Here is a 26,047-nt window from a genome sequence, read left to right as displayed (position 1 = left end):
TATGACTGACACTATTGAAACCGTCTCTCGCCAGTCTACCAAGGCTGTGTTGAAAGAATTCTGGTACTATTTCAGCGAAAACAAAGGTGCCGTTATCGGGCTTTGTGTATTTATAACGCTGGTTCTTATCGCGTTTCTTGCGCCTTATCTGGTGCCGCATGACCCTAATCACCAATATCGTGATGCGTTTCTTGTCCCTCCCTTCTGGCAGGAAGGAGGGCAGATGCAATATTTGTTGGGGACTGATGCGGTTGGGCGGGATATCCTGTCTCGCTTGATTTTGGGTTCCCGCTTCTCTCTGTTTGTTGGTGTTGTGGTTGTATTCATTGCGCTGACAGGCGGAATTTTCCTTGGCTTGATCGCGGGTTTTTATGGTGGTCGGGTTGATACAATCATCATGCGCATCATGGATATCATTCTGGCTTTCCCCAGCCTGCTTTTGGCGTTGGTGATGGTGGCTGTGCTTGGCCCCGGGTTGCTGAATGCCATGATTGCTATTGCAGTGGTATTCCAGCCTCACTTCGTGCGATTGACCCGTGCTGCTGTGATGGCCGAAAGAGAGCGTGAATATGTGGTTGCCGCGCGGGTCGCCGGTGCCAGTTCGATGCGTTTGATGTTCAGGACTATTTTGCCAAACTGTACAGCTCCGCTGATCGTTCAGGGGACACTGTCGTTTTCAAATGCTATTCTTGATATTGCTGCTCTCGGCTTCTTGGGCCTTGGCGCACAGCCGCCAACCCCGGAATGGGGGACTATGCTGGCAGAAGCACGTGAGTTTATCTTGCGGGCTTGGTGGGTTGTGACATTCCCGGGTGTGGCCATTCTTGTAACGGTTTTGGCTATCAATCTTATCGGTGACGGTCTGCGCGATGCGTTTGATCCGAAACTGAAGCGTTCATAAGGGGATTTGCACCATGCCATTGTTGGAAATCCGCAATCTGACTGTAGAATTCGATACCGCTACGGGTCCGTTTCGAGCGCTCAAGGGTGTTGATTATGATGTCGAGAAGGGCGAAGTCCTTGCTGTCGTGGGTGAGTCCGGTTCCGGTAAGTCCGTGGCTATGCTGGCGACGATGGGGTTGTTGCCAGACTCAGCGACAGTCAAAGCCGATTTGATGGAATTTGATGGTCGGGACTTGCAAAGTCTAACACCAATAGAAAGACGTCAGGTGATCGGCAAAGACATTTCTATGATCTTTCAGGAGCCGATTGCCAGTCTCAACCCGTGTTTTACTGTCGGGTTTCAGATCAACGAAGTTTTGAAGACGCATCTGGGCCTGACTGGCAAAGCTGCACATCATCGCGTTATTGAGCTGTTCGATTCTGTTGGTATTCCTGATGCGGAAAAGCGCATCAAGAGTTTTCCGCACCAAATGTCTGGCGGTCAGTGTCAACGTGTGATGATTGCCATGGCAATCGCCTGCCAGCCCAAGCTGCTGATTGCTGATGAGCCGACCACAGCGCTTGATGTGACCATTCAAAAGCAAATTCTGGATTTGTTGGTTGATATTCAGTCCAAAAACGACATGGGACTGATCATGATTACCCATGACATGGGGGTCGTAGCCGAAACTGCAGATCGGGTGGTGGTGCAATATAACGGCGAGCAAATGGAAGAAGCATCCGTGCTTGAACTGTTTGAGAATCCCAGACACCCCTATACCAAGGCTTTGCTCTCTGCTTTGCCTGAAAGGGCCGAAGGCGACCGCCTGCCAACTGTCAGTGATTTTGCCAGTGGCTTTAGCAAAGAGGATACTCTTGCATCATGAATGATCAGACTTCCCCTATTTTGCATGTGCGGGATATCACCCGTGACTATGTCTCCAATGGCGGCTTTTTTGGCGGCGCGGAAATAGTGCGCGCGCTCAAAGGGATCGATTTTGAGTTGTTCAAGGGCGAGACCTTGGCGCTTGTGGGTGAATCCGGTTGTGGTAAATCGACATTGGCACGCATCCTGACACTGATCGATGCGCAGACGTCGGGCACTCTTAATATTCAGGGCACCGACATCAATATCGATAAACTGAAGGTGACCGCTGAAATGCGGCGGACCATTCAGATCGTGTTTCAAAATCCCTATGGCTCGCTTAATCCGCGCCAGAAGGTCGGAGCTGTTCTGGAAGAGCCGTTGATTATCAATAACCCAGAAATGTCGGCGGCAGAACGTCGTGAATTGGCGATGGAAATGTTGATCAAGGTTGGGCTTGAGCCGGTGCATTTTGGTCGATACCCGCATATGTTCTCAGGCGGTCAGCGTCAGCGTATTGCTATTGGGCGTGCATTGATGTTGCGTCCAAAAATTTTGGTCTTGGATGAGCCTGTGTCTGCTTTGGATTTGTCCATTCAGGCTCAAATTCTCAACCTTCTCAAAGATTTGCAGGATGAGTTCAATCTCTCATATCTATTCATCTCTCATGATCTTAGTGTGGTGAAATATCTCGCAGATCGTGTGATGGTGATGTATTTCGGGGAGATTGTTGAGCATGGTACCCGTGAGGAGGTCTTTAACAATCCTCAGCATGACTATACCAAGACGTTGCTGTCTGCCACTCCGCAAACCAGCGTTGAACGAATTCGGGAGCGCATCAAGCGCAAGGCTGCATCGGCCTAGGACTGTATTGATTTTGAAAAAATTTGAACCCGTCGTGAGATCTCGCGGCGGGTTTTTTTGCATAATCGGCTTTTGCGTTAGTGGGAAAATGCACAATGGAGCCTGATTACTGGCCATAGCGATGGCGGATAAGCTTGGCTATAAATAAGGTGACAGATCATCGCGACCGTCAAGGTTGCGTGCCAAGTATCGTTTGGGAGGATGAGCTATGGTGAACAGCGCAACACGTCTAGATTTGGGTATTTATGATTATGTCATTGTTGGTGCTGGGTCAGCTGGTTGTGTCCTTGCCAATCGATTGAGCGCCGATCCGCGCAACAAGGTTCTGTTGCTGGAGGCGGGTGGCTCGGACGCCTATCACTGGGTGCGCATTCCTGTTGGTTATCTCTATTGCATCGGGAACCCTCGCACTGATTGGTGTTTCGAGACAGAAGCAAGCGATGGCCTGAATGGTCGCGCGTTGATTTATCCGCGCGGTAAGCTGTTGGGGGGCTGTTCATCAATCAACGGGATGATCTATATGCGCGGCCAATCGGCCGACTATGACGGCTGGCGGCAGATGGGCAATGATGGCTGGGGTTGGGAAGAGGTTTTGCCCTATTTTCGTAAGTCGGAGGATCACCACAGTCGCAATGACAGTCTGCATAATCAGGGGGGAGCGTTGCGGGTGGAGCGGCAGCGGTTGCATTGGGATATTCTGGATTCTGTGCAAGCTGCTGCCGAAGAGATAGGCATCGTCCGCACCGACGATTTTAACGACGGGGTTTGCGACGGCTCTTCATATTTCGAGGTGAATCAGCGTGGTGGTTTGCGCTGGAGTGCGGCCAATGCCTTTTTGCACCCAGTCAAAGCGCGTGGCAATCTGTCTATTGTCAAGCAAGCCCATGTGGAGCGGCTGACCTTTGATGGAAAACGCATCAATGGACTTGAGTTGAGCGTTGCGGGTAAGGCGTCCAGCGTCAAAGCAGGCAAAGAAGTGATCCTTGCCGCAGGGGCAATCGGGTCACCACAAATCCTGCAACTGTCCGGCATTGGTCCGGCTGGGTTGCTGGGACATCACGGCATTGATGTGGTGGCAGGCATGGACGGGGTTGGTACCAATTTGATGGACCATCTCCAACTGCGCACGATCTATAAGATACATGGGGCTGACACCCTGAATGAGCGGCAAAAAACCCTATGGGGCAAAGCCAAGATTGCTCTGGAATATGCGCTCAAACGGTCCGGCCCGATGGCAATGGCACCCAGCCAGTTGGGCATTTTTACGCGATCCAACGATCGGCATGCGACACCGAATATCGAATATCATGTGCAGCCTTTGTCGCTGGAAAAATTCGGAGACCCTTTGCATCCGTTTCCGGCGATTACCGTGTCCGTTTGCAATTTACGGCCGGAAAGTTGCGGCAGCGTGGGCATTCGCTCGGCCAATCCTTATGACAAGCCTGTCATTGCACCCAACTATCTCAGTGCGGAGGCGGATAAACTGGTGGCGATTGAGTCGTTGCGCCATGCCCGTCAGTTGATGCAAACCAAAGTAATGGCGCAATTCTCTCCTGAGGAAATCAAGCCCGGTTTGGCGTTCGATACAGATGACGCACTGATTCAGGCGGCGGGAGATGTCGGGACGACTATCTTTCATCCCTGTGGCACGGCAAAAATGGGCGATGATCCGCTATCCGTGGTCGACAAACGGCTGCGGGTGTATGGGTTTGAAGGATTGCGTGTTGTTGACGCCTCCATTATGCCGACCATCACGTCTGGCAATACCCATGCGCCTGTTGTGATGATTGCAGAGAAGGCATCAGACATGATTTTGCAGGACAATGCTTGAGAGGGGGGGGCTAACCCAAATAGGATCGCAAGGAGGCTGAAGGGGTGGCAAACACCTCTTCCGTTGGTCCTGATTGTGTGATGCGCCCATTGTGAACCAGAGCTGTCTGATCCGCGGCTATCTGCGCATCTTCAGGGTGGTGGGTCACCATTATGACGGTTTGGCCGCTCCTCGTGGCCAAGTTACTGACCAACTTCAGCATGTCTTTGCGTAGAGCCGGCCCCAGTGCGGCAAAGGGCTCATCCAGCAACAGAACAGGTTTCTGGCGCAACATGGCGCGGGCCAGACTGGCACGTTGCCTTTGACCTCCGGATAGAGCCCGTGGCAAGCGATCCGCCATGCTGTCCAATCCCACTTGCTCAAGGGCCTCTTGCACGGCCAGTTTATCCGTCTGGCTTAGCTTGAGCGTCGGGTTGATGCCTAGTGCTACATTTTGCCCAATGGTCATGTGCGCAAACAGATTGTGATCCTGAAACAGCATTGAGACGGGGCGTTCAGCGGGTTTTTGCCCAGCCATATCAACCCCGTTGATAAACAGCTGGTTGGAGGCGTGGGGCAGGAATCCTGCGATGGCATTGAGGATGGTGCTTTTGCCCGCTCCGGATGGACCGATCAGGGCACAAAAATGCCCTTTCTCAACGGTGAGGTCGATGGTCATCTGCCAATCATCAAGCGCTATATGAAGGTGGTCAAGTTTGATCACGGCCGCCCAGTCCTTTGTCGAAAAGAATAAAAAATGCAAAAGCCAACGCGGTCAACAAAAGGCCGGTGCCATAGGCCTGGTCCATGCGATAGGCACCCATTTGCTGATATAGATAGAGGGGCAGGGTCGGCTCGGATGGCGAACCGAACAGGGCGATAACACCCAGATCCCCCATGGAGAGTGCTGCCGTGATGCCAAGGCAGAGGCCGACCGGTCTGCGCATAAGGGGCCAATGGATCAATCGGATTGCTGAGGGGCCCTCAAGACCCAAATGCTGGATTTGCCTGCCGTAGTTGTTTTTGATTTGTGCCATTGCAGGGGTCAATATAATCAGAGCAAAAGGCACCGCCTGAAGGCCATTGAGCAGGCTGGTCAATGGCAGGGCCAAATCGTCAATCGCGACATGGTTATGCAGCAAAACGAACAGACCTGCGCCCAATGCAATGGGAGGCGCGACCATAATGGCAAAGCCGGGCAATTCGACCAGTCTCTTTGCTTTTCCTCTGACGTGGATGGAGAGTTGAGCCAATGGCAGGCTGATCACCAACATCACCAAGCAAGCCCCAAGGGAAACGGTGATTGAACGCAGGATGGCGGGGGCAATGTCGCCCATATTGATGCCATGTTGGAGCAGGCCATAGATGCCGCGCGTAAAAGCCGCCAGCAGCGGAAAACCAAGAAAAGCCAGCGCCATAGTAATGGTCAGCCCGTCGCTCAGGCGCGCAGTACGGTCGGAGCGATCGCTGCGCACAATGGTGCCACCCAGACTTTGGCCCGTGTCGTGATCTTTGGAGATGAGGCGGAAAATCACAGCCAGTCCGGCGCAAAGCACAATTTGAATGCAGGCCAGCAATGCGGCGCGATCCAGATCGAAGTCATAGCGAATGGCTTGATAGATGGCGAGCTCGATGGTCGTGGATTTTGGGCCGCCACCAAGGGCCAAGACCACGGTGAAACTGGTGGCGCACAACAAAAATACGAGCGCGAAAATGCCTGGCAACCGCTCTTTAAGCATTGGCCATTCGACATGGCGGGCGATGGAGCGACTATCCATGCCCAATTGCGCTACCAGTCGCCATTGTTCAGCGGGAATGGAAAACCAACCTTGCAGCAAAATTCGGGTTGCGAGGGGGAGATTGAAAAAGACATGCGCCAACAAGATGCCGCCCAGACCAAAAATGGAAAAGTCACCCAGTCCCATGGATGTCACGCCAGTGTGGATTGGCCCGCTTTTACCCCAGACGGCAAGCAGACCCAAGATGGCAACGATTACCGGCAGAATGAAAGGCGCACCAAACAGGGATAAAATGGCAGTTCGCCCACGGAATTGTCGGGTGGCAAAAGCGCGGGCCAGCGGGATCGCCAGTGCTGTCGATAGAACCGCTGACAATGTGGCCTGCATCAGGGTGAACTGGATCGCACGAATTATATAAACATTGGACAGAAGGCTGGATAGAATCCAGCCTTCTTTTGAATTGAGCCCGTCCAAGCTATCTGCGGTCACAGACCAAAGTGCGGTTAAACTTGCCGCAACAAGGATGAGGGGTATAAAGAAGGCCAGCAGGGCAGGGATGCCGCGCCCAAAGGCTGGAATTTTTGCTTCTTTATACACCGGATGTCCTTTTATCGCTGTGGCCTGCGTGTTGCTGTTATTTGCTTAGGGCCGCGAGCCATTCGTTGAGTGCTTCCTTGCGCGTGGCCGGGACTTCATCGGGTGCGATCAGGCGCGTTTGTTCGGGCTTGACCAGCCCCTTGAAAGCCTCTGGCAGCTCACTGAAGGGCAAGGCTACCGGATACATCCAATTGGTTGTCGGGATGATCTTTTGCGCCTCTGGGCCCACCAGATAGCTCAAGAACTGATTGGCCAGCTCTTTGTGCTTGCTGGATTTGGTGATGGCCGCCAACTCAAGCTGCATATAATGGCCGTCGGAAAATTCAGCGGCCTTGTAGTTGGTCTTTTCTTCGGCGGCAATGTGATAGGCCGGAGAGGTGGTGTAGCTGAGCACCATCTGTGCCTGATCTTCAAGGAACATGCCGTAAGCTTCAGACCAGCCCTTGGTGACGGTCACAATGCGCGGGGCCAGTTTTTCCCAAACGTCTGCGGCTTTGTCACCATAAACATCTTTGACCCAAAGCAGAAGGCCGAGACCGGGAGTCGAAGAGCGGGGGTCCTGAATAAGGATTTTGAGATCGTCCGGTGCGTTGAGCAATGCATCAAAGCTTGTGGGTGGGTTTTTGACTTTGTCGCTGTCATAGACAAAGGCAAAATGGCCCCAGTCAAAGGGAACATAGGTGCTGCTGTCCCAATCAATCGGCAGGGTCAAGGCATCGGTTTTGATGGCATGGGCTTGAAACAGGCCGCTTTTATCTGCATCGGCAATGAGATTGGAATCAAGGCCCACCAGAATGTCGGCCTTGGAATTTTTGCCTTCCAGACGCAAACGATTGAAGGTTTCGGTCGCGTCGCCCGGTGCTACAAACTCGACTGTGCAGCTGCAATTGGCCTCAAAACCTTTTTTGATGGCAGGACCTGGTCCCCAATCGGTGTTGAAAGAATCATAAGTATAGACCGTCAGCGTCGGTTTGTCGGCTGCACTTGCAGAGTGTGGTGCAACCAGCGCGGTGGTGAGGGACAGGCCTGCGGCCATTAGGGAAAGGGTCAAAGCCTTCATAATCTTCGCTCCAAATTCAAGCGCTTATCGAATCTGAACAGACCCACACGCTCGATTGATTGTGGTGATGCGCTATCGGATTGTATGACAACCGACAGGAACGCATAAGCTTTTGACCGGACAGGGTAGAGGGGAGGGAGGCTCCGTCGGAGCATCGTCTCTTCCTACGCCGGTATGATCCGGATCAGGTTCTGCGGGTTTGCTATGGTGCATCTCAGCTCGACAAACGAGCACCCCGGGACAAATTTCAGTTTATAGGCATCCGTGTGATAATTCAATTGAAGATGCGCGGTACGGGCACATATCTAACGGGCGATTGCTTTGGGTTTAGTCCCGATGAGCGGTTTTGTCTGACGAGGCCTGTCATTCAATATAGGTGATCTCATCTTCATTGAGCAACGCAGGGGTTGCGATGGGCACATGCGCCGCGCGTTTTGCATCTGTTTCTCGCAGAAAAGCAAGGACCCGATCATTGACTTCCTCTATCAGAAACAAGGGCGCGTGGCCTTGTCCCTCGACTTCATAGCTTTGGCAATCTGGATGCCGTTCGACCATTTCATCAGCAATATGCTTGGGAAGGATATCTGAGTTTTCGCCGCGCAGTACAAGAACAGGACAGTGGGACATGGCAAGGAATTGTGGCCAAGCGGTAGGCATTGGTTGGCTTAAATCAACAGCTTCTAGACCGATGGCAATCGCCTTATCATAGTCCTTCTGCGGCTTGCCCTTCACATCTCGAAAAGACATGTGGGCGAACTGCTCCCAATTTTCGTCTGAAAGGGAGGTGAAATGGCCAAAATTAGCCATTTTCATGAATGCTACGGCGTCTTCCCAGCTATCCACTGGTTTGGCCTTGGTCAGATAGGTTTTGATCCGTGCAATACCCATAGAATCGATAACAGGACCAATGTCGTTGAACACTGCCCCTGCGATAACATTGGGCCGCATTGCGGCAATGGCCATTGTCAGCAGTCCACCGCGTGATGTGCCGATGAAAATGGCTTCACCTACCCCTGCGGCTGATAAAACTTGCAGTGCATCGTTGGCTTCGGTTGCGACGTTGTAATTCTCCGGATTTTTGTCATAGTCAGATGGACCACGGCCGCGGCTGTTTAGGATGATAACAAAGCGCGGATTGTCAGGGTCGCCAGCCATTCGTTCCGCGAGCGGGTAAAAATCTCGACTGGTTCGCGTCAGCCCCGGCAAACAGAGAACCGGTGTGCCCTTGGCAACGCGATCCCCAAAGACTTCCCCTCGTAGGGTCAGTCCGTCGGAGGCAGTGATTTCAAACCGTTTGACCGTGCTGTTCATAATCGCGTCTTACCTGCTGGCGTCTTTGGACTTTGCGTTGGGGCTATATGTTGGCCCCAACTCAAGTTTGGTGAAGGTTGTCGTATTTATTTTAGCTACTGCCAAGTTACCGAAACTATAGTCTTTTGGTCAGATATGTAACCTTCATCTGGAATAGTAAGGCTTAAGGTTTGCCCCGTTTGAGGTCTTTGCTGATATCCAGCTTTTTGCCATGGATACGCGCTTCATAGACCTGCAAGTTTTCTATCAGTTTCATGACATAATCGCGCGTCTCGGTGAAGGGGATACGCTCGACCCAATCAATTGCGTTAACGCGACTGCTCCTCGGATCTCCAAATCGTTCAATCCACTGCGGTGGGCGACCCGGTCCTGCATTGTAAGCGGCAAATGTCAGGATGTAGGAGCCGTTGAATTTCTCCAGATTTTGCTTGAGGAATGCGCTACCCAGACGGACGGCATAAGCTGGATCGCTTGTCAGCTTGGCTTTGGAGTAGCGCAAGCCAAGTTTTTTTGCCGTGGTCTTGGCTGTTGCGGGTAGCATTTGCATCAACCCGCGCGCGTTGGCAGAGCTGACAGCCTGAATATTGAAGACGCTTTCCTGCTTGGTCAGGGCATAGATGACGGCAATGTCAACGCCATTGGTTTTGACGGACCGCGGAATGACATTCAGCGGGAATGCCATTTTGTCTGCTGGTAGGCCGCGCATTTGAGCCAACTGGCCGATTTGCACCGCTTCTTGATGCAGAGACAGGCTTTGCGCCAATTCATGTGCAAGAGCAACCTCAGACGGATTTTGCAGGGTGCGGCCAAGGTGGCGCAGGATTGGGGATGATCTTTTGCTATGACCGACAGCCTTTAATCGTTTGATAGCCTGTACAAGTTCACGGCCATTGAATTGTTTCTGGAGTGCAGCGTTGGCGGCTGGCGGGTGATGCAGAACAAGGCTGGTTTGCCCCAATTCTTCCAGCGCCAGCTGGCCGTAATAGACGGTCGGATTGGCAGCGGCTTGGTAAAATTTGGCTGCAACAGAGCGATCGCCCGCCGCTTCCCATGCGCGCCCTTGCCAATATAGGCCTCGCGCTTTGTCCCGGTCACGGCTGGCTTTTTTCCAGCTTTTTTCAAAATGCACCGCAGCTGTTTTGTGATCTTTCAGATACCGCAGCGCAAAAAATCCGGCATGGAACTCGGCTTCAGAATAGTCTTTAGACGATTGCGCCGTGTGTGTAGCAGCTATCTTATAGGCACGGCGCGCATCTCCGTTGTTGAGCATAATACGTGACATCAATCGACGTTCTACCCACCATTCGCGGTGATTAATCAAGCGTTCAACATCTCGCGGTGCTTTAATCAATAAATCTGCGGCCTGCGTGACACGACCTTTTCGGCGCAAATACTGGACACGCGAGAATATGTAGCCGGGGTCTTTTCGTAAGGAAGAAGGCACAGAGTCCAGTTTTGATCCTGCAGTTTTCTGGCCACGGATTACTGACACGCGGGCGTCTACCAATTTATATTGGGCGGAAGAAAGATATTTTTTGAGTCGCAGAGCCGCAGTGGCTCTTTCTCGATAAAGCAAATAGCTGGCGCGGCGGAAGTGATCTGCATTGGTCAACACCGAGCGCAAATTAGAAAGAATGCGGCTTTCCAATTTGGCGTTTAGCCCTTCGTCGCGCCAAATCGGGCGAATGATTTTGGTGGCTTGATTTTTATTGCCTGCTTTGAGATGCGAAATTGCGACTTCGATGGCGGCTGTTGTTGAATTTGGTACGGTGTTGCCAAAGGCTTTTGCCAAGGCACGGCCAGATGGTGTTTCGCGTACAACCGCTTCTTCGACGCGTCGTGCAATTAAGCTGCGGCTTGGCCACTGGGGTTTGCGGTCATAAAATGCCTTGATTTCTGCGGCAGGAAGATCGTGATAACCGCCAATCGCTAAAATATATGTCAGTATCACCCGATCCAGAGACTGTTTCATGCCTTTGTGAATTGCGAGGGCGGTTTTCTGCTTGTTTTGGGACAACGCATCTAGTGCTTGTTTTAGAGAGCCGCTTCGCGCTTCAATGCCATTCTCAGCGCGGCTAACGGCAGGCAAAATGGCCTGAACGGTAGGGGCCGCATTTTGGGATGGTGGCTGGGCAGAGGAGGGCACTGCTGTGCTCAAGGGGGGCAAACCAGGTTTGGTTTTGGGCAATGCCGATAAACTGATGGGCAAAACCGCTAAAGCTTGTGAACCCGCACTGGCTGCCGGTTGGGGGGCTTGTGGCAAAAGCTGCACAGGGGCAGGTGTCAAGGACGTCGGCGCAACAGGAGCTGCTGCTGGTCTTGATTGCGGAATGGGAATGGTCAGCGGCAGTGATTGCGCGACAGTTTGGCCTGTCAAGGCGATCAAAAATAGGGTGGTTACCGCAACTCTATTGATGGATTTGAACATATCAGCTTGAATTTTTCCGCATTTACCGGTTTATCTTCAAATAGGATTTCAATCTTGCAGAATTATGATGAACAAATCCCTTCGGGGGACGAGACAATTCAAAATATTGCATTGATGGTACATTTGTGGTGATATGCGGCTAGTTGATCGGCAATTTGCTGGAAAAAGATGGTTATTCGGTAAATTGCCGGAAGCTTACGTCAAAACACCGAAAATTCAGGCGAGATTTTTGTAATTTACGCCTTAAGTGAGGAAATATGGATATGTTCAGAGGATCTTGCACCGCTCTTATTACGCCGTTCCGCGAGGGTGCTGTGGATTACAAGGCCTTTGAGTCTTTTGTCGATTGGCAAATCAACGAAGGCACACATGGCCTGGTTCCAGTTGGAACCACCGGCGAATCCCCAACCTTGAGCCATGATGAGCACAAGAAGGTTGTTGAAGCTTGTGTTGCCGTTGCTGACAAACGGGTTCCTGTTTTGGCGGGGGCTGGATCCAATTCGACGTCTGAAGCGATCGATCTGGCCAAACATGCTGAAACAGCAGGCGCCGATGGTGCACTGGTTGTAACCCCCTATTACAACAAACCCGGCCAAGAAGGGCTTTACCAACACTATAAAGCCATCGCATCGGCTGTCTCCATCCCGATCATTATCTATAATATCCCGCCACGGTCTGTGATCGACATGAGCGTTGAAACGATGACACGCTTGTTTGAAGACTGTGAGAATATTATTGGTGTGAAGGATGCCACTGCGGATCTGACGCGAGTCACACGCCAGCGTCTTGCCATGGGTAAGGAGTTTCTCCAGATGTCCGGGGAAGATGGCACCGCGCTTGGTTACAATGCGCATGGTGGTCATGGTTGCATTTCCGTCACCTCCAATGTCGCTCCTAAACTATGCAGCCAGTTCCAAGAGGCTTGCATGAACGGTGAATGGGACAGGGCATTAGAGCTGCACGATATTCTTTCTCCACTGCACCGCGCTCTATTCTTGGAGCCAAATCCGACAGGCGCGAAATATGCACTTTCTGTGCTCGGAAAAATCGAAAATCAGATCCGGTTGCCCCTGACAGCAGCAACAGATCCTGTGAAAGCGCAAATTGAGGCCGCGATGAAGGTTGCAGGTCTGATCTAAACGGCTTATCTGTTTGTTATGGCACAGAAGAAAAAGAAAAATGATCCGAACAATCGTGTTGTCGCCGAGAACCGCAAGGCTCGGCACAACTATGAGATTGGCGAAGTGATTGAAGCGGGCTTGCAATTGACAGGCACCGAGGTGAAATCTTTGCGCGTTGGGCATGCCAATATTGCCGAATCTTATGCTTCGGAAGATAACGGTGAGATTGTTCTGATCAATTCCAATATACCGGAATATGATCAGGCCAATCGGTTCAACCACGAACCACGTAGAGCGCGTAAGTTGTTGCTCCATAAGCGCGAAATCGCGAAATTACTACAGGCTGTGCAGCGCGAAGGCATGACGATTGTGCCTTTGAAGCTCTATTTCAACGACAAGGGTAGAGCCAAGCTGGCGATCACTGTCGGGCGCGGTAAAAAAGACTATGACAAGCGTCAAGATTCCAAGAAACGCGATTGGCAACGCGACAAAGCTCGTTTGATGCGCGAAAAGGGCTAAGCTCTGGATCGTTGCCAGAGCAGCCTGCCTAGATCGCGCTATTGGTTCCCACCATGTCCGCACCAAACAAGGGCCTCTTCCCGTCATAATGCCAGTGTCAGATCACACGCTGGATACAGTGCATCCTGTTGTGTGGTCGCTCGTTTGTGTTCGGTAAATCGGTCTGGATTTGCAATAAACGCACATTGTGCATCTTTTGTTGATTGAAAAGTGCACACTGTGCGTATATGTATGGATATACGAAGCCGTTACTTTTATTTATGTGCGGCTACGGGCGTCATTTTTTAATCCCTGCATCATGTCAATCCGTATGAAAATTGACATTCCTATTCATGTCGATGGTGCGTATCTGTTCAATCTGTCGACTTTGATGGACGAATCTGGGGTTGGTGACGATGTTAACCCCAGCAATTGACCGTATGTTAGATATAGAAATTCAAGGTTCAGCTTCTTCAGGATATTTCCAATGAGTGCAACATATTCTTTGATCCAAATTCTGGGGGCGGTCGCTCTTTTGCTTTGGGGGCTCTATATGGTCCGAACGGGCATCATAAGAGGTTTTGGCTCTCAACTGCGTGATGTGATCAGTCTTGGAGTGGCCAACCGTGGGCGGGCTATGTTGGCAGGCATGGGTGTGACCATGATTGTGCAGAGCAGTACAGCCACGGCTATGATTGTTGCGTCTTTTGCCAACAGCGGATTTATGGAGATTGCACCAGCGCTAGCCGTGATGCTCGGGGCGGATATTGCCACGACACTGGTGGCGCAGTTGCTTTCCCTTGACCTCTCTCTTCTTGCTCCTCTTTTGATTCTGGGTGGAGTGATTTTGCACAAGGCTTATAGCCAAACAGTGCGGCGGCAGATTGGACGGTCTGCCATCGGGCTGGGTTTGATGCTGATTGCCTTGCGCACGATCGTTCAGACATCAGATCCCTTGCGCGATTCCGATGTCTTGTTGATGCTGTTTTCTTCGCTCTCAAATGATCCGCTGATCGCGCTGCTTCTGGCCGCGCTTCTGACATGGCTTGCCCATTCTTCGCTTGCTGTTGTTTTGCTGATTATGTCGTTTGCCTCAACCGGTGCCATGTCTGTGCCATTGGCTCTTATCATGGTTCTCGGCGCTAATTTGGGCGGAGTGCTTCCACCGATTATGGCCACCGCCAATGAGGGAATTAATGCGCGTCGTGTGACCTTTGGCAATGCAGCATTCAAGATTATCGGGGTGCTGGTCTGTCTGCCACTTGTCGCCTATCTGCCTCCGTTGCTATCCCAGTTGGAAGCCGCCCCTGCGCGACAAATTGTCAATTTCCATACGATTTTTAACATCGGGATTGCCGTAGTCTTCATTTTCTTCGTACCGACGGCAGAGAAGATTTTGAAATGGGCCTTGCGAGAAAAGGAAGCGGCAAACGATGCGGGGCATCCTCAGCTGTTGGATCGCACTGCGATTGAGACACCTGCTGTTGCGCTGAGTTGTGCGATGCGTGAAGCGCTCCGCATGGCTGAGTATGTTGAGACAATGATCACAGGCCTCAAGCTTTCTCTTGAAGACTTCAGTGCTGAACGGACGGCCGAACTTGTTGAAATGGACCATTTGGTTGATGCCTCTTACGAGGATATCAAACTGTATTTGACCAAGGTTGGCAGGCAGGAAGTGGATGACATGGAAAGCCACCGGATCGTCGAGATTTTATCCTTTACGACCAACATGGAGCTTATTGGTGATATTGCCGAGAATCTGCTCGATATTGCCGCCCAAAAAGCAAATGGCCAATTGCGATTTTCAGAGGAAGGGTTGGAGGATATTCAGGAGCTGCAACGCAAAGTACAAACCAGCCTTAGGCTTGCCATGACGGTCTTTATGAATCGGGACAAAGCCATTGCCCGCCAACTCATTGGTGAAAAGCTTGCGGTCAACGCACTTGAGCGGCAAGGCGTGGAGCGTCATTTCGAACGCCTGAGACAGGGGCGTCGCGAGAGCATTGAAACCAGCACACTGCATATTGATATTTTGCGCGGGTTGCGTCGGGTGCATTCCCATTTGGCGGCCGTTGCTTATCCGATTCTGGATGAGGCGGGGGAGTTGCGCAAAACCAGACTTAAGAAAACAAAACACGCGACACAGCATATTTGATTTCAGATTGTGGCGTATTTGTTGCAATTGTCCTCTTGATAATTTGGCGAAAAACAGCCCTTTTCTGAAAAGAGGGGAAAACAAAATTTTGATCTGGCAATATTTGGCCACACGACTATAAAGGGCACACTTCAATGACGCGGGGTGGAGCAGCCCGGTAGCTCGTCAGGCTCATAACCTGAAGGTCGTAGGTTCGAATCCTACCCCCGCAACCAATTTCAACACACTGTTGATCTTGAATTGGTCCCACCTTGGGACTATATAGTCGTTGTAGATTGCATTTATATGAATGCAGTTTTGTTGTCGCGGGGTGGAGCAGCCCGGTAGCTCGTCAGGCTCATAACCTGAAGGTCGTAGGTTCGAATCCTACCCCCGCAACCAACACTCCTCTTTATTCGTCTGAATGAAGGGTTGAGCCGAATTTAAAAAATTCCGAGACAATCCGAGACGCTGAATTTTGATTGGCTTTCTTTCGCCTCTTGGTAATAGGTCAACCTTCTCAATCCATTGCCTATTCTTGCTGGGTCTATTCTCGCTGGCGGCTTTTTCCGCGGGCTTTGGTGTTTTGCGCGCAGTTTGAGACTCTATCCCGCGATAGACAATAATAATGAATTCCTCAAGCCGACCGGACCGGTGCTGCTTGCAGGAGCATTCGGGTTGATAACGCTGATTATCGTTAAACCATCAAGACCGAGGCGGTTCAGCCATTCACTTCATCCACGGCCTCTACTGTTGCCATATATACCGGATCAAGAAGGTTCTTATTCAGCGTGGTCATGTGACGCCATGGGCCAGAGAGTTGTGGCAAGTCCATTTCGTTGGCAGTTGAGAAGGCGAAGAAAATGTCGCCCTTCCCGTTGCTGCCCGGTGAGCCTGATTTGCTGATGCCGATGGAGGCGTGGCGAGCGAGTCGTTCCAGTTGGCCCGGGGATAGAGGGATATCCGTTGTCAGGATAACAATGATGGAACCCTGTTTGGACTTGAGATTGGCAACGAGGTCTTCCTGCAGCAGCTTTCCAACGGGGGTGCCTGTGATCGTTAGCCATGGTCTCAAGCCATGATTGGCTTGCACCAGTGCACCCACGGTGAAGTCTTGACCATAGATGCTCGGTTGCCGAGCGGATGGTCCGGTCCCCCCTTATATTCATAGCAAATCATGCCACCGCCACTGTTGCCATCGCGCACCCAATGGGCACCTGTCATCTCGCTGTTGCCATAGGCATAGGGCGAGCAATATTCGGCTTTGGGTTTGTCTTGGCGCTAGTGGTTGATGCGGTCGCTAATTCAGTGCCCGATGGAGGGAAAGTACGACTTAAAGAATGGAAGCAGGCAACGCGCGGTTTGCAGATATTTTGACAAGTGAGTCATGAGACCTCGTTGCAGATGTTTTTGTCATAAACCTTCGATACTGGTGGCCATAAAAGAAAACCTGTTGGTGTGCGAAGGTTTGGGCAGAATGTCTACATATGAATGCCATATTAACGTCCAATTAATGACCTATTCACGCCATGTGTGTTGCATAAGCACACCCATGAGGCTCGTGATTTGTGGGCCTTTAGAATTGAGCAGGAGTTCCTATGTTTCGTAAAATTCTCGCAGTCGCATCACTTTCCCTTCTTCTTGCAGCTTGCGGAGAAGAGGACAAAAAAGATGTCAAAACTGAAACAGCACCAACGGTCTCGCAAACCGATACGGTAAAGGCTGAGGCCGAAGCCGCCGCGAAGGCAAAAATGGAAGCCGCAGAGAAAGCCAAGGCGGAAGAAGACGCACGCCTCAAGCTTGAAGCGGAAGAAAAAGCCCGCGCTGAGATGGAAGCCGCGAAAAAGATGGCGGAAGACAAAGCTGCTGCTGCTGCCAAGATGGCTGACGATGCTGCAGCAAAGGTTGCTGAAGAAGCAACAGAAGCAAGCAAAGTGGTTGAAGACACAGCGGTCAAGGCAGCTGATGAAGTGACGAAGGTCTTGAAGGCAACCGAGGATGCCGCAACAAAAAAGGCTGAGGAAGCTGGAAATGCTGTTGAAGAATTGCTGAAAAAAGCCGAGTGATCCGTAACCGGTTTTGAAATGATTTGGCTGGTTTGTCTGGCGAAAAAATAAGATTGAGTGCCACCCGCGTCGATGGATGCGGGTGGCGTTTTTGCGTTAAATGGTTTCGGGGGCATTCATTATATGATTTTACCAAAGAAACCTGAAACGTTTCACTTTGCGGATTTGTGCGGATATGCTAGAAAATTGTCGCCGGAAGATTGAGGCCTGGCGGGGGAATGTCCAACAGCTTTGAGGGCTGCTTCTCAGACAGGCACGTAAGAAACAGGATCACACCATGAAATACGGGTATTTCGACGATCAGGCTCGTGAATATGTCATCACACGTCCCGACACGCCCCTTCCTTGGATCAACTATATCGGCTGTCAGAGCTATTTTGGTATATTGTCTGCGACCGGCGGAGGCTATTCTTATTATAAAGATGCCCGCCTGCGGCGCTTGACGCGCGGGCGCTATAACAATGTTCCTGCTGATTTTGGCGGTCGCTATGTTTATGTACGTGATAACGCATCTGGTGACTATTGGTCCCCGTCATGGATGCCGACCCAGACCACGCTTGAGGATTATTCCTGTCGCCACGGCATGGGCTACTCGACGATTTCGTCAAAACGTGCTGGCATTCGTACCTCCACTCGCTATTTTGTGCCACTGGATGAGACACTCGAAATTTGGCAGGTGACGGTCACCAACGAACGCCTCGAAGTAGCGGATATTTCGCTGTTTTCCTCGGTCGAATTTTGCCTTTGGGATGCACAGGATGACGCGACAAACTTTCAGCGCAACCTGTCTACCGGACAGGTCGAAGTGGATGACGGGGTCATTTATCACAAGACCGAATATCGCGAACGCCGCAACCATTTTGCCTATTTTTCTTGCTCTGAAGAGCTGGATGGCTTTGACACCCAGCGCGAGGACTTTCTTGGCGCATGGCGTGGCTGGGATAAGCCTGTTGCTGTTGAGGAGGGGAGGTCACGCAATTCGATCGCGCATGGCTGGTCTCCAATCGGTTCCCAGCATGTGAAATTACGCCTTGAGCCAGGCGAAAGTCGGCAGATTGTTTATGTGTTGGGCTATCATGAGAATGACAAGGACGATAAATTTGATCCGCCAAACTCCCAGACGCTGAAAAAAAAGACGGTTTCTCCGATCATCGCCAAATATCGCGATATTGCCAATGTGGAAAGCGCGTTTGATGCGCTACGGGCCCATTGGGATCAACTGCTTGGTGTTTATCAGGTGACTTCGCCGGATCAACATGCTGACCGGATGGTCAATATCTGGAATGCCTATCAGTGTATGGCGACGTTCAATATGTCTCGCTCGGCGTCTTCGTTCGAGTCCGGTATCGGACGCGGGTTGGGTTTCCGTGATTCGAATCAGGATCTACTGGGCTTTGTCCATATGGTGCCATCGCGGGCTCGGGAGCGCATTCTTGATATTGCTGCGACACAGCTTTCATCTGGCGGGGCCTATCACCAATATCAGCCGCTGACAAAAAAGGGCAACAATGACATTGGCGGGGACTTTAACGATGATCCGCATTGGTTGATCGTGGGTGTAGCGGCCTATCTGAAAGAAACCGGTGATTTTTCTATTCTGGATGAGCCGGTTATGTTTGACTGTGTGCCGGGCACGGAAGAGCCTTTGTATGAACATCTTAAACGGTCGATTCAATATGCGCAGGATCGGATTGGGCCGCATGGTCTGCCTCTGATTGGGCGGGCTGACTGGAACGATTGCCTCAATCTCAATTGTTTCTCGGATACACCGGGCGAAAGCTTCCAGACATCGACCAGCAAAGATGGCAAAGTGGCCGAGTCTGTGTTTATCGCTGGTCTGATGGTGCTATCAGCGCGTGAATTGTCTGATATCGCTGCTGTATCAGGCAAGGCTGAGGATGCGTCCTATTATGCCAAGCTGTCGGCTGATATGAGCGCGACAATTTGTGAGCATGGATGGGATGGCGATTGGTTCTTGCGGGCCTATGACGACAATGGCAACAAGATCGGCTCCAAGGAAAATGATGAAGGCAAGATCTACATTGAGTCACAAGGATTCTGCGCCTTGGCTGGTGTGGGATTAGAAGACGGAAAAGCCCGCAAAGCACTGGATTCGGTTGCCAAGCATTTGGCGACACCGCACGGCATCGTTTTGCAACAGCCTGCTTATTCTCGCTACTATATCGAATATGGCGAGATCTCGACCTATCCTCCGGGATATAAGGAAAATGCAGGCATCTTCTGTCACAACAATCCGTGGGTGATTATCGGTGAGGTGATGCAGGGTAACGGTGACGCGGCCTTTGATTACTACAGCCGCATTTGCCCATCGGCTCGTGAAGGGATTTCTGATGTGCATCGATTGGAGCCCTATGTTTATGCGCAAATGATCGCCGGACGGGATGCGCCAAGCCACGGTGAGGCCAAGAACTCTTGGCTGACTGGTACAGCTGCGTGGAACTATTATGCCATCACCCAGTGGATTTATGGCATTCGGCCTGAATATTCCGGCCTGCGGGTTGCGCCTGTGGTGCCTGAGCGCTGGACCGATTTCAAGGTAAACCGCGTGTTCCGTGGTGTGAGCTACGATATTTCCGTCACGCGCAAGGGGGCGGGCAACGCTGTGACCTTGACCGTGGATGGAACGGTTATTGAAGGCGACATTGTGCCACCACCGGTCAATGGTGTTCAGTCGGTCAAAGTCGAAGCTGTCCTTGGCTGAATAATTGATCTGGTTTGAATTAAACCCCCGCAGTCGGAGACATCCGGCTGCGGGGATTGTTGTCAAAGCGTACCGGAATTATTATGGGCTGGCCGCCGCCCATGACCGATGATGAGATCGATTGCCACATTCGTAAGGTGGTGGCTGTATTTCTTGATGGTGTCAGAGGGACGTGATGCCTATTTCAGAAATTTGTCATAGTCTGATACCAGCAAATGCAGCGGCGCTTCGTCTTCTTCAATATTGGAGAAGCGGCCGATCTTCATTTCGAACCAGTTGTCTTTGCGATCGTCATTGACGGTGGAGACTTCGCCGATCAAGACATCAGCGCCTTCACCCCAGAATGCATGCCAAACGCCTGGCATCAAAGTGACGCTTTCGCCCGGATCGAGCTTGAGCAATCCGCCTGCAGGTAGGGTGACCATGCGCCCGTCGACGGGAACCGTAACGTCTTTGGTACGGTCGATCTTGCCTTCTTCATCAGGGGCAAACAGCTCCAGTACCAGCTTGCCGCCGCCGCGGTTGATAATGTCTTCTGCTTTGAGATAGTGCCTGTGCATGGGGGAAAGCTGATCCTTGCGGCTGATCATGATCTTTTCCGCATAGAGCATGCCTGTACCTTTGGACAGATCGGCGGCGATGCCGTTGCGCACGGTGAATAGAAACAGGCCCATCTCGTCGAACTTTTCCTGACCATAGTCCGTGATGTCCCATCCCATGCCGCGCTCGATGAAGATCGAGTGATCTGTTGCCTGTAACTCTTCAGGGGAGAGGTAGGCAAAAGGGGGCATGATGTAACCGAAAGAGCGGATAAATGCGTCGCTTTGTTTCAGGATTTCATTCACATGGGAACGTTTCATGGGATCGGCCTTGGGCTGTTAATGAGAAAGCACTGCTTTGCGTTGGATGTCGCAACGAGCTGAATGAGAGTATAACTCAAGATTTTTAGAATTTAAAACGTTATAAATATTAGGAGGGGGATAAGTTTCTAACTGTTTGTAAATCTGCAAATAATAGCTTATTTTTTGATTATATGCGCAAGGGTGACGTGATAAAACTGTCTCTATTCGAGGACACCGGCGCTTGGGACTATCAGGAACAGGATCCTATGGCAGAAGGCTACAACAGGCCAACGCAGAAAACCATCGCTGAATTAACGGGGTTGGCGGTGACGACTGTTTCGCGTGCTTTGCAAGGCGATCCCAAAATAGCTGTTAAAACGCGCGAGACTGTCGCGCAAGTGGCTGACGATATCGGTTATGTGCCGGATCGTGCAGCGCAGCGACTGCGAACGGGCAAAACCCGTGTCATCAGTTTGATCCTCAATCCTCATGATGAACTGCTTGGTTTTGGTAATAGTATGATTTCCGGTTTGTCGGAATCCATCGAGGGCTCTGATTACCATTTGACGATCACGCCCAGTTTTTCCGATATTGACGACGTTGGCGCAATCAAACGGTTGGTGCGCAATGGATTGGCTGACGGGCTTGTATTGACCCGGACCCGCAATTTTGATGATCGCATTCGATTCTTGCTGGAAGCAAAATTTCCCTTCATTTGTCACGGACGGACAGATTTTAGTCGAGACCATAATTTTGTTGATTTCGACAATGAGGCATTTGCTTACATCGCTGCCAAACGGTTGGCGCAAAAAGGCTGCAAGAAGCTTGCGATCATTTTACCCAAGGATATCTTCACTTTTCACCAGCATATGCAATATGGCTTTATGAAAGCGGTGCGCGAGACCGGACTTGCGTATGTCATACCCAAAGATGTGACGCTGGATTCGTCTCCTGATGAGATCAAGGCATGGGTTGCTGGTTTGTATGAGAATGGACAAGAGGAGCATGTTGACGGGTTCGTCTGTCCGGGTGAAGCGTCTTATCTGGCGCTTCTTTCTGCTTTAAGGGGGCAGGGCCTTTCGCGCGGTCAGGATTATGACGTCGTTGTCAAAGCAAACAGTGCAATTCTTGAACAGATAGATCCAGAGCTGGATCGCGTTTTTGAGGATATTCGAGACGCCGGAAAGCTTTTGGGGCAGAATTTACTGTCCGTTTTAAAAGGTGAAGGAGGGGCTGTGAGACAGATCGTGCAGTCGCCGCTTACCAAATTTGAATAGGGTCTCAACGGTGCCGGAGTCTTGTCTGGTGCTGTCGCGGCCAATTGAGGGTGGGTCTTAGGTGCCTGCGTGGCTCTAGGCCTAAGCATCTGCCTGTGTGATGCATTGGAGGACTCTATCATGAGCAATCAAGCCAAGATTTTATGCAGCGGAGAAGCGCTGATTGATATGATTCCCGTTGAAAGTCAGACGGGAAGTCTCGCCTATCAACCATGTTCTGGAGGTGCAGTGTTCAATACGGCCATCGCATTGGGGCGCTTGGGTGTTGCAACCGAGTTTCTGACCGGTCTGTCGTCTGACTTGTTTGGCGAGCAAATAAAGGCGTCTCTGGCTGAGAGTGGCGTAGCTACCAGTCTGTGCAAGCAAAGCCAGTTGCCGACAACACTGGCTTTTGTCAAATTGGATAATGGCCACGCCACCTATCATTTCTATGATGAGAATTCGGCGGGCCGTATGTTGTCTATTGACGATGTGGGGCCTGTGCCTGCCTCTATTGATGCGCTTTTCTTTGGCGGCATTAGTTTGGCAGTCGAACCGTGCGCGCGAACCTATGAGGCGATTGCTGTGCGGGAGTCGAACAATCATGTGATCATGATGGATCCTAATGTTCGGCCCGGTTTTATTCAGGACGCATCGGTGTATCGCGCGCGAATCATGAATATGCTTTCCCATTGTGACATTGTGAAAGTTTCCGATGAAGATCTGGCTTGGCTGATGCCTTCCATTGAAGGGCTTGGTGCACAGGTTGATGAACTGCGCAAAGCTGGTCCGTCGATCATTTTGGTAACCAAGGGTGCAGATGGCGCGACCGCTTATCTGATGGATAATCGGGAAGTTTCTGTTGCTTCCGAGAAGGTTGAAGTGGCCGATACCGTCGGCGCTGGCGATACCTTCAATGCGGGCATTCTGACAAAGCTTGCAGAGCTGGATATGCTGGACAAGACTGCTCTTAAAACTATTTCGGAAGAGCATATCGCCGCAGCGATGGCGTTCGCCGCCAAGGTGGCTGCAGTGACGGTGTCTCGCAAAGGTGCAAATCCGCCGTGGCGTAAGGAGCTTTAAGCTCCTTCGTCAAATATTGACGCGATGTAAGGGAAGAAGTGGTGCCGGCAACAAGATTCGAACTCGTGACCCCCTGATTACAAATCAGGTGCTCTACCAACTGAGCTATGCCGGCGCTGTGAGTGCCTTGATAAAAATGATCGGGGTCTATGTCAATAGAACTCTTAAAGTTTTCCCGATATAACCGAAGCTGTTGTTTTTTCTCAGTGAGCGAGGGTTCGATAACGACGCTTTTCTGCCGGAAAATTTGAGTGGCATATTTGTCTGATGGTGCTACGCTTCAGGTATGGATCTATTTGCACTCTCATTTTATGCATGCATTTGCGGGTTGTTGGGGTTGATTGCGCCAAAATTTACGTCTGCGTTGGTGCGCATTGGTTTTGGTGTGTTTGTTGGACTTTCGGCCGCCAGCCTACTGCCATTCATAAAGGCGTTGATTTAACGCGCGTGCTTGGTTGTTGTTGCTTGCCTTTGCGTCACCTCTGGCGGTTCTTCCATCCAATTCTCCCTTCTTTTTTAGTTGTGGAGTTTTTTTCTGCTTATGCACAATTCAAATTATGCACAATTCAAAGGTGTTTACTGAGCGATTCCACTTTGTCGCGAGATTCAAAGAATGCCCTTTTACGGAAGGTTAACAAGCTGATAATCTCGAACTTCTGCGTTTTCGGTGCATTGCGCTTTGTCATACTGGATTGGAGTTTGAGATGAAGAAGTTTGCTTTTCTTTTGGTTCTGGCATTCGTTTCGGGGCTTTTTGCTTTTGTGTTGCCTCAGGAAGTGAGTGCGCATCCTCAGCATCATGCAATCAAATTCAGGGCGGTGATGTTTGGCACGCCTGAAATGGGTCGTATTTTCGTACAATCCAAATATGTCCATGGCGGCAAAGCCTTCGTCTATCCCAGCAAGATTACCGTGGGTAAGAAAAGATCCTTTAGCAAAAAAGTAGTCTACAAGCCTGTTCGCGCTTGGCAGCGTCGTGCGGTGGCTCATAGGGCATGGACGCCTGAATGGTTTGCCTATTGTGCCCGCAAATACAAAAGCTTCAATGCGCATACCGGTAAATACCGCACTTATTCTGGTCGAAGCCGTATGTGCCGGTGAGGGCACCTTTGTCTCGGTTCTTCGCTCGACAAAACAAAAAAGCCTGAGCAATTTGCTCAGGCTTTTTGACTTTTAAGTATTTCGATCGCTAGACCAGAAGTAGCAAATAGATTGGTCTACACCAGCTTGCCTTGGCGTTTGAGTTCCACCGCATAGAGCGTCATGGCGACGGCGTTGGAGACGTTCAGGCTTTTGATCGGACCGGGCATGTCGAGGCGGGCCAATGCGGTGCATTTTTCGCGGGTGAGTCGACGCAGGCCCTTACCTTCTGATCCGAAGACCAACGCGAGAGGGCGATTGTTGTCTTGCGCTGCGATGATGGTTTCGAATGGTTCGCTTTCTTCAGAATCAAAACCAACGACGTCAAAACCGTGATCGGCCAAATCGTCCAAAGCGCGGGCCAGATTGGGCACTGTGACCATCGCGATCTGATCAAGACCACCGGAAGCCGTCTTGGCAAGCACACCTGATTCTTCTGGGCTATGCCGGCCAGTCATGACGATGCCTTCCGCGCCCAGCGCAACGCCAGAGCGGATGATGGCCCCGACATTGTGTGGGTCGGTGATTTGGTCAAGCACGATCACCAGCTTTGCATCGAATGCATCTGAGATATCCAGTGCTGGAAGGTTTTTAACAACCAGCAGGGCACCCTGATGCACAGCGTCACGTGCCAGTGCATCGATATCTTTGGGGGTGGCTGTCTCTACAATGCCGTCCAGACGAGCGGTGTCTCCGCCGATTTTGGTGATTTCTTCAATCAAACGGGCCTGTGCATTGGTTGTTGCATGCAGGCGAATAAGCTCGCGGCGCGGATTGGCGATAGCGCTGGCCACGGCATGAATGCCGAAAAGGCGCACCGTATCATCCGGTGCTTTGCGACCGACTCGCGTGCTGGTCTCGGCGGCGTTGGCCTGCCGGGCCTTTTTCACTCTTTGGGATTTGTTTTTGCTCATGAGGCGATTTAGAGCCAAATGGGGGGGGAGGGCAAGCAAAAGGATGGAATTTTGCCAATAATTCTGGGGTATGCGGTTGGGAAGCGATTTGCACAGCGGCCGCCACTGGCTTGATTTGCATGAACCGAGCAGTGGGTGCGGCGAGGCTGTGGGCTTTCAACAATGAGTAGTATCTGTTGTTTTGGACAAATATCCCCAATCAAATCGACGATTTCGGCGATACCCACAAAAATGATAATTGTTCTGTTGACTTCCTAACTGAAGATTTGCATAAAGCCGCTCACGAACTGACCGCAACTTAGCGGGCTTTTCGAGACAACCTGTTCGCAGGGACAGGAAGACGAAGCTTGGAGGAGTGTCCGAGTGGTTAAAGGAGACGGACTGTAAATCCGTTCGCTTAGCGTACGCTGGTTCGAATCCAGCCTCCTCCACCATCTTCGTCTTATGGTCTCGCGCGGGTGTAGCTCAATGGTAGAGCGACAGCCTTCCAAGCTGACGACGAGGGTTCGATTCCCTTCACCCGCTCCATCATTTCGTTTCATCCAAATGCATTCAGGTTGGTCCGAAGCCGCTCAGGTTCGGTCTTTTTGTGTTGAACCGGGTTTGTGGCTTCTTGAATAAAGAGTTGCTGCCTTTTAGCGCTAAAGTGTGCCAGCGACGGTTGGCCCCCCTGATGACGAGAGCTGTTTCCATGGCTAAGGAAAAGTTTGAACGTA

The 26,047-nt window shown here is 51.2% G+C and carries 20 protein-coding genes, 5 tRNA genes and 1 riboswitch; of the genes, 16 read left to right on the top strand and 9 right to left on the bottom strand.

Annotated features, from left to right (window positions below; all coding sequences use genetic code 11):
* The first annotated feature begins 1 nt into the window (after position 1).
* The 4 genes from C0081_RS00125 (at position 2) to C0081_RS00110 (ending at position 4,442) form a co-directional block, all read left to right on the top strand.
* A complete protein-coding gene (locus C0081_RS00125; RefSeq protein WP_101531780.1) occupies positions 2 to 901 on the top strand; it encodes an ABC transporter permease subunit in 900 nt (299 codons plus the stop codon).
* Positions 902 to 914: 13 nt separating this feature from the next.
* Positions 915 to 1,769, top strand: a complete 855-nt coding sequence (locus tag C0081_RS00120; protein WP_101531779.1) for an ABC transporter ATP-binding protein — start codon at positions 915 to 917, stop codon at positions 1,767 to 1,769.
* On the top strand, positions 1,766 to 2,611 hold the full coding sequence (locus tag C0081_RS00115; protein WP_101531778.1) for a dipeptide ABC transporter ATP-binding protein: 846 nt from the start codon (positions 1,766 to 1,768) through the stop codon (positions 2,609 to 2,611). Before C0081_RS00120 ends, C0081_RS00115 begins: the two co-directional genes overlap by 4 nt.
* A gap of 208 nt (positions 2,612 to 2,819) precedes the next feature.
* On the top strand, positions 2,820 to 4,442 hold the full coding sequence (locus tag C0081_RS00110) for a GMC family oxidoreductase (protein WP_101531777.1): 1,623 nt from the start codon (positions 2,820 to 2,822) through the stop codon (positions 4,440 to 4,442).
* A 10-nt stretch (positions 4,443 to 4,452) separates the two neighbouring features.
* Here the strand turns inward: C0081_RS00110 and thiQ are convergent, their stop codons facing one another.
* From thiQ to C0081_RS00085, 5 genes are all read right to left on the bottom strand, one after another.
* Entirely contained in the window at positions 4,453 to 5,145 is a 693-nt protein-coding gene (gene thiQ / locus C0081_RS00105) for a thiamine ABC transporter ATP-binding protein (RefSeq protein WP_245417815.1), read from the bottom strand.
* Entirely contained in the window at positions 5,132 to 6,757 is a 1,626-nt protein-coding gene (locus C0081_RS00100; RefSeq protein ID WP_101531776.1) for a thiamine/thiamine pyrophosphate ABC transporter permease ThiP, read from the bottom strand. The genes thiQ and C0081_RS00100 overlap by 14 nt, the downstream gene beginning before the upstream one ends.
* A 37-nt stretch (positions 6,758 to 6,794) precedes the next feature.
* Positions 6,795 to 7,817, bottom strand: a complete 1,023-nt coding sequence (gene thiB, locus C0081_RS00095; RefSeq protein ID WP_101531775.1) for a thiamine ABC transporter substrate binding subunit — start codon at positions 7,815 to 7,817, stop codon at positions 6,795 to 6,797.
* 143 nt (positions 7,818 to 7,960) lie between these two features.
* Positions 7,961 to 8,065, bottom strand: a riboswitch (TPP riboswitch).
* Between the two features lie 115 nt (positions 8,066 to 8,180).
* Positions 8,181 to 9,128 carry an alpha/beta fold hydrolase gene (locus C0081_RS00090; protein ID WP_101531774.1) on the bottom strand — a complete coding sequence of 316 codons (948 nt, stop codon included), beginning with the start codon at positions 9,126 to 9,128 and terminating at the stop codon, positions 8,181 to 8,183.
* A gap of 163 nt (positions 9,129 to 9,291) precedes the next feature.
* Positions 9,292 to 11,556, bottom strand: coding sequence for a transglycosylase SLT domain-containing protein (locus tag C0081_RS00085; RefSeq protein ID WP_101531773.1), 2,265 nt, complete (start codon positions 11,554 to 11,556; stop codon positions 9,292 to 9,294).
* A 263-nt stretch (positions 11,557 to 11,819) separates the two neighbouring features.
* Between C0081_RS00085 and dapA the strand changes: the two genes are divergently transcribed.
* The 5 genes from dapA (at position 11,820) to C0081_RS00060 (ending at position 15,711) form a co-directional block, all read left to right on the top strand.
* Positions 11,820 to 12,695, top strand: a complete 876-nt coding sequence (gene dapA, locus C0081_RS00080) for a 4-hydroxy-tetrahydrodipicolinate synthase (protein WP_101531772.1) — start codon at positions 11,820 to 11,822, stop codon at positions 12,693 to 12,695.
* A gap of 18 nt (positions 12,696 to 12,713) precedes the next feature.
* On the top strand, positions 12,714 to 13,196 hold the full coding sequence (gene smpB / locus C0081_RS00075) for an SsrA-binding protein SmpB (protein ID WP_101531771.1): 483 nt from the start codon (positions 12,714 to 12,716) through the stop codon (positions 13,194 to 13,196).
* A gap of 466 nt (positions 13,197 to 13,662) precedes the next feature.
* Positions 13,663 to 15,330, top strand: a complete 1,668-nt coding sequence (locus C0081_RS00070; RefSeq protein ID WP_101531770.1) for a Na/Pi cotransporter family protein — start codon at positions 13,663 to 13,665, stop codon at positions 15,328 to 15,330.
* Positions 15,331 to 15,468: 138 nt separating this feature from the next.
* Positions 15,469 to 15,545, top strand: a tRNA-Met gene (locus C0081_RS00065).
* An 89-nt stretch (positions 15,546 to 15,634) separates the two neighbouring features.
* Positions 15,635 to 15,711, top strand: a tRNA-Met gene (locus tag C0081_RS00060).
* Positions 15,712 to 16,030: 319 nt separating this feature from the next.
* Here the strand turns inward: C0081_RS00060 and C0081_RS00055 are convergent.
* Positions 16,031 to 16,414, bottom strand: a complete 384-nt coding sequence (locus tag C0081_RS00055; protein WP_245417814.1) for a P1 family peptidase — start codon at positions 16,412 to 16,414, stop codon at positions 16,031 to 16,033.
* Between the two features lie 493 nt (positions 16,415 to 16,907).
* Between C0081_RS00055 and C0081_RS00050 the strand changes: the two genes are divergently transcribed.
* Both C0081_RS00050 and C0081_RS00045 read left to right on the top strand, forming a co-directional pair.
* Entirely contained in the window at positions 16,908 to 17,375 is a 468-nt protein-coding gene (locus C0081_RS00050; RefSeq protein WP_101531769.1) for a hypothetical protein, read from the top strand.
* A 277-nt stretch (positions 17,376 to 17,652) separates the two neighbouring features.
* Positions 17,653 to 20,097 (top strand): glycoside hydrolase family 94 protein, encoded by a 2,445-nt coding sequence (locus tag C0081_RS00045; RefSeq protein ID WP_101531768.1) that lies wholly within the window; start codon positions 17,653 to 17,655, stop codon positions 20,095 to 20,097.
* A gap of 179 nt (positions 20,098 to 20,276) precedes the next feature.
* On the opposite strand, the gene C0081_RS00040 is transcribed toward C0081_RS00045, so the two are convergent.
* Entirely contained in the window at positions 20,277 to 20,957 is a 681-nt protein-coding gene (locus C0081_RS00040; protein WP_101531767.1) for a D-lyxose/D-mannose family sugar isomerase, read from the bottom strand.
* A 188-nt stretch (positions 20,958 to 21,145) separates the two neighbouring features.
* Here C0081_RS00040 and C0081_RS00035 point away from each other — a divergent pair, with 188 nt between their 5' ends.
* Together C0081_RS00035 and C0081_RS00030 are read left to right on the top strand one after the other, a co-directional pair.
* Entirely contained in the window at positions 21,146 to 22,216 is a 1,071-nt protein-coding gene (locus C0081_RS00035) for a LacI family transcriptional regulator (RefSeq protein ID WP_245417813.1), read from the top strand.
* A gap of 120 nt (positions 22,217 to 22,336) precedes the next feature.
* The gene (locus tag C0081_RS00030; protein WP_101531766.1) at positions 22,337 to 23,278 is read left to right on the top strand and encodes a carbohydrate kinase family protein; all 942 of its coding nucleotides are present in this window, start codon (positions 22,337 to 22,339) and stop codon (positions 23,276 to 23,278) included.
* Positions 23,279 to 23,317: 39 nt separating this feature from the next.
* On the opposite strand, the gene C0081_RS00025 is transcribed toward C0081_RS00030, so the two are convergent.
* A tRNA-Thr gene (locus C0081_RS00025) sits at positions 23,318 to 23,393 on the bottom strand.
* A gap of 589 nt (positions 23,394 to 23,982) precedes the next feature.
* On the opposite strand from C0081_RS00025, the gene C0081_RS00020 reads away from it, so the two are divergent.
* Positions 23,983 to 24,378, top strand: a complete 396-nt coding sequence (locus C0081_RS00020) for a BA14K family protein (protein WP_101531765.1) — start codon at positions 23,983 to 23,985, stop codon at positions 24,376 to 24,378.
* A gap of 116 nt (positions 24,379 to 24,494) precedes the next feature.
* Here C0081_RS00020 and C0081_RS00015 read toward each other — a convergent pair whose 3' ends face one another.
* Positions 24,495 to 25,331: a TrmH family RNA methyltransferase gene (locus C0081_RS00015; RefSeq protein WP_101532313.1), complete on the bottom strand. Its 837-nt coding sequence runs from the start codon at positions 25,329 to 25,331 to the stop codon at positions 24,495 to 24,497.
* Between the two features lie 349 nt (positions 25,332 to 25,680).
* Here C0081_RS00015 and C0081_RS00010 point away from each other — a divergent pair.
* Positions 25,681 to 25,765: transfer RNA gene (locus C0081_RS00010), tRNA-Tyr, on the top strand.
* 20 nt (positions 25,766 to 25,785) lie between these two features.
* A tRNA-Gly gene (locus C0081_RS00005) sits at positions 25,786 to 25,859 on the top strand.
* Positions 25,860 to 26,047 lie beyond the last annotated feature (188 nt).

Source organism: Cohaesibacter celericrescens (assembly GCF_002866925.1).
GTDB classification, from domain to species: Bacteria; Pseudomonadota; Alphaproteobacteria; order Rhizobiales; family Cohaesibacteraceae; genus Cohaesibacter; species Cohaesibacter celericrescens.
Note: the sequence above shows the minus strand (reverse complement) of the source record. Positions and strands in the feature narration are given on the sequence as shown.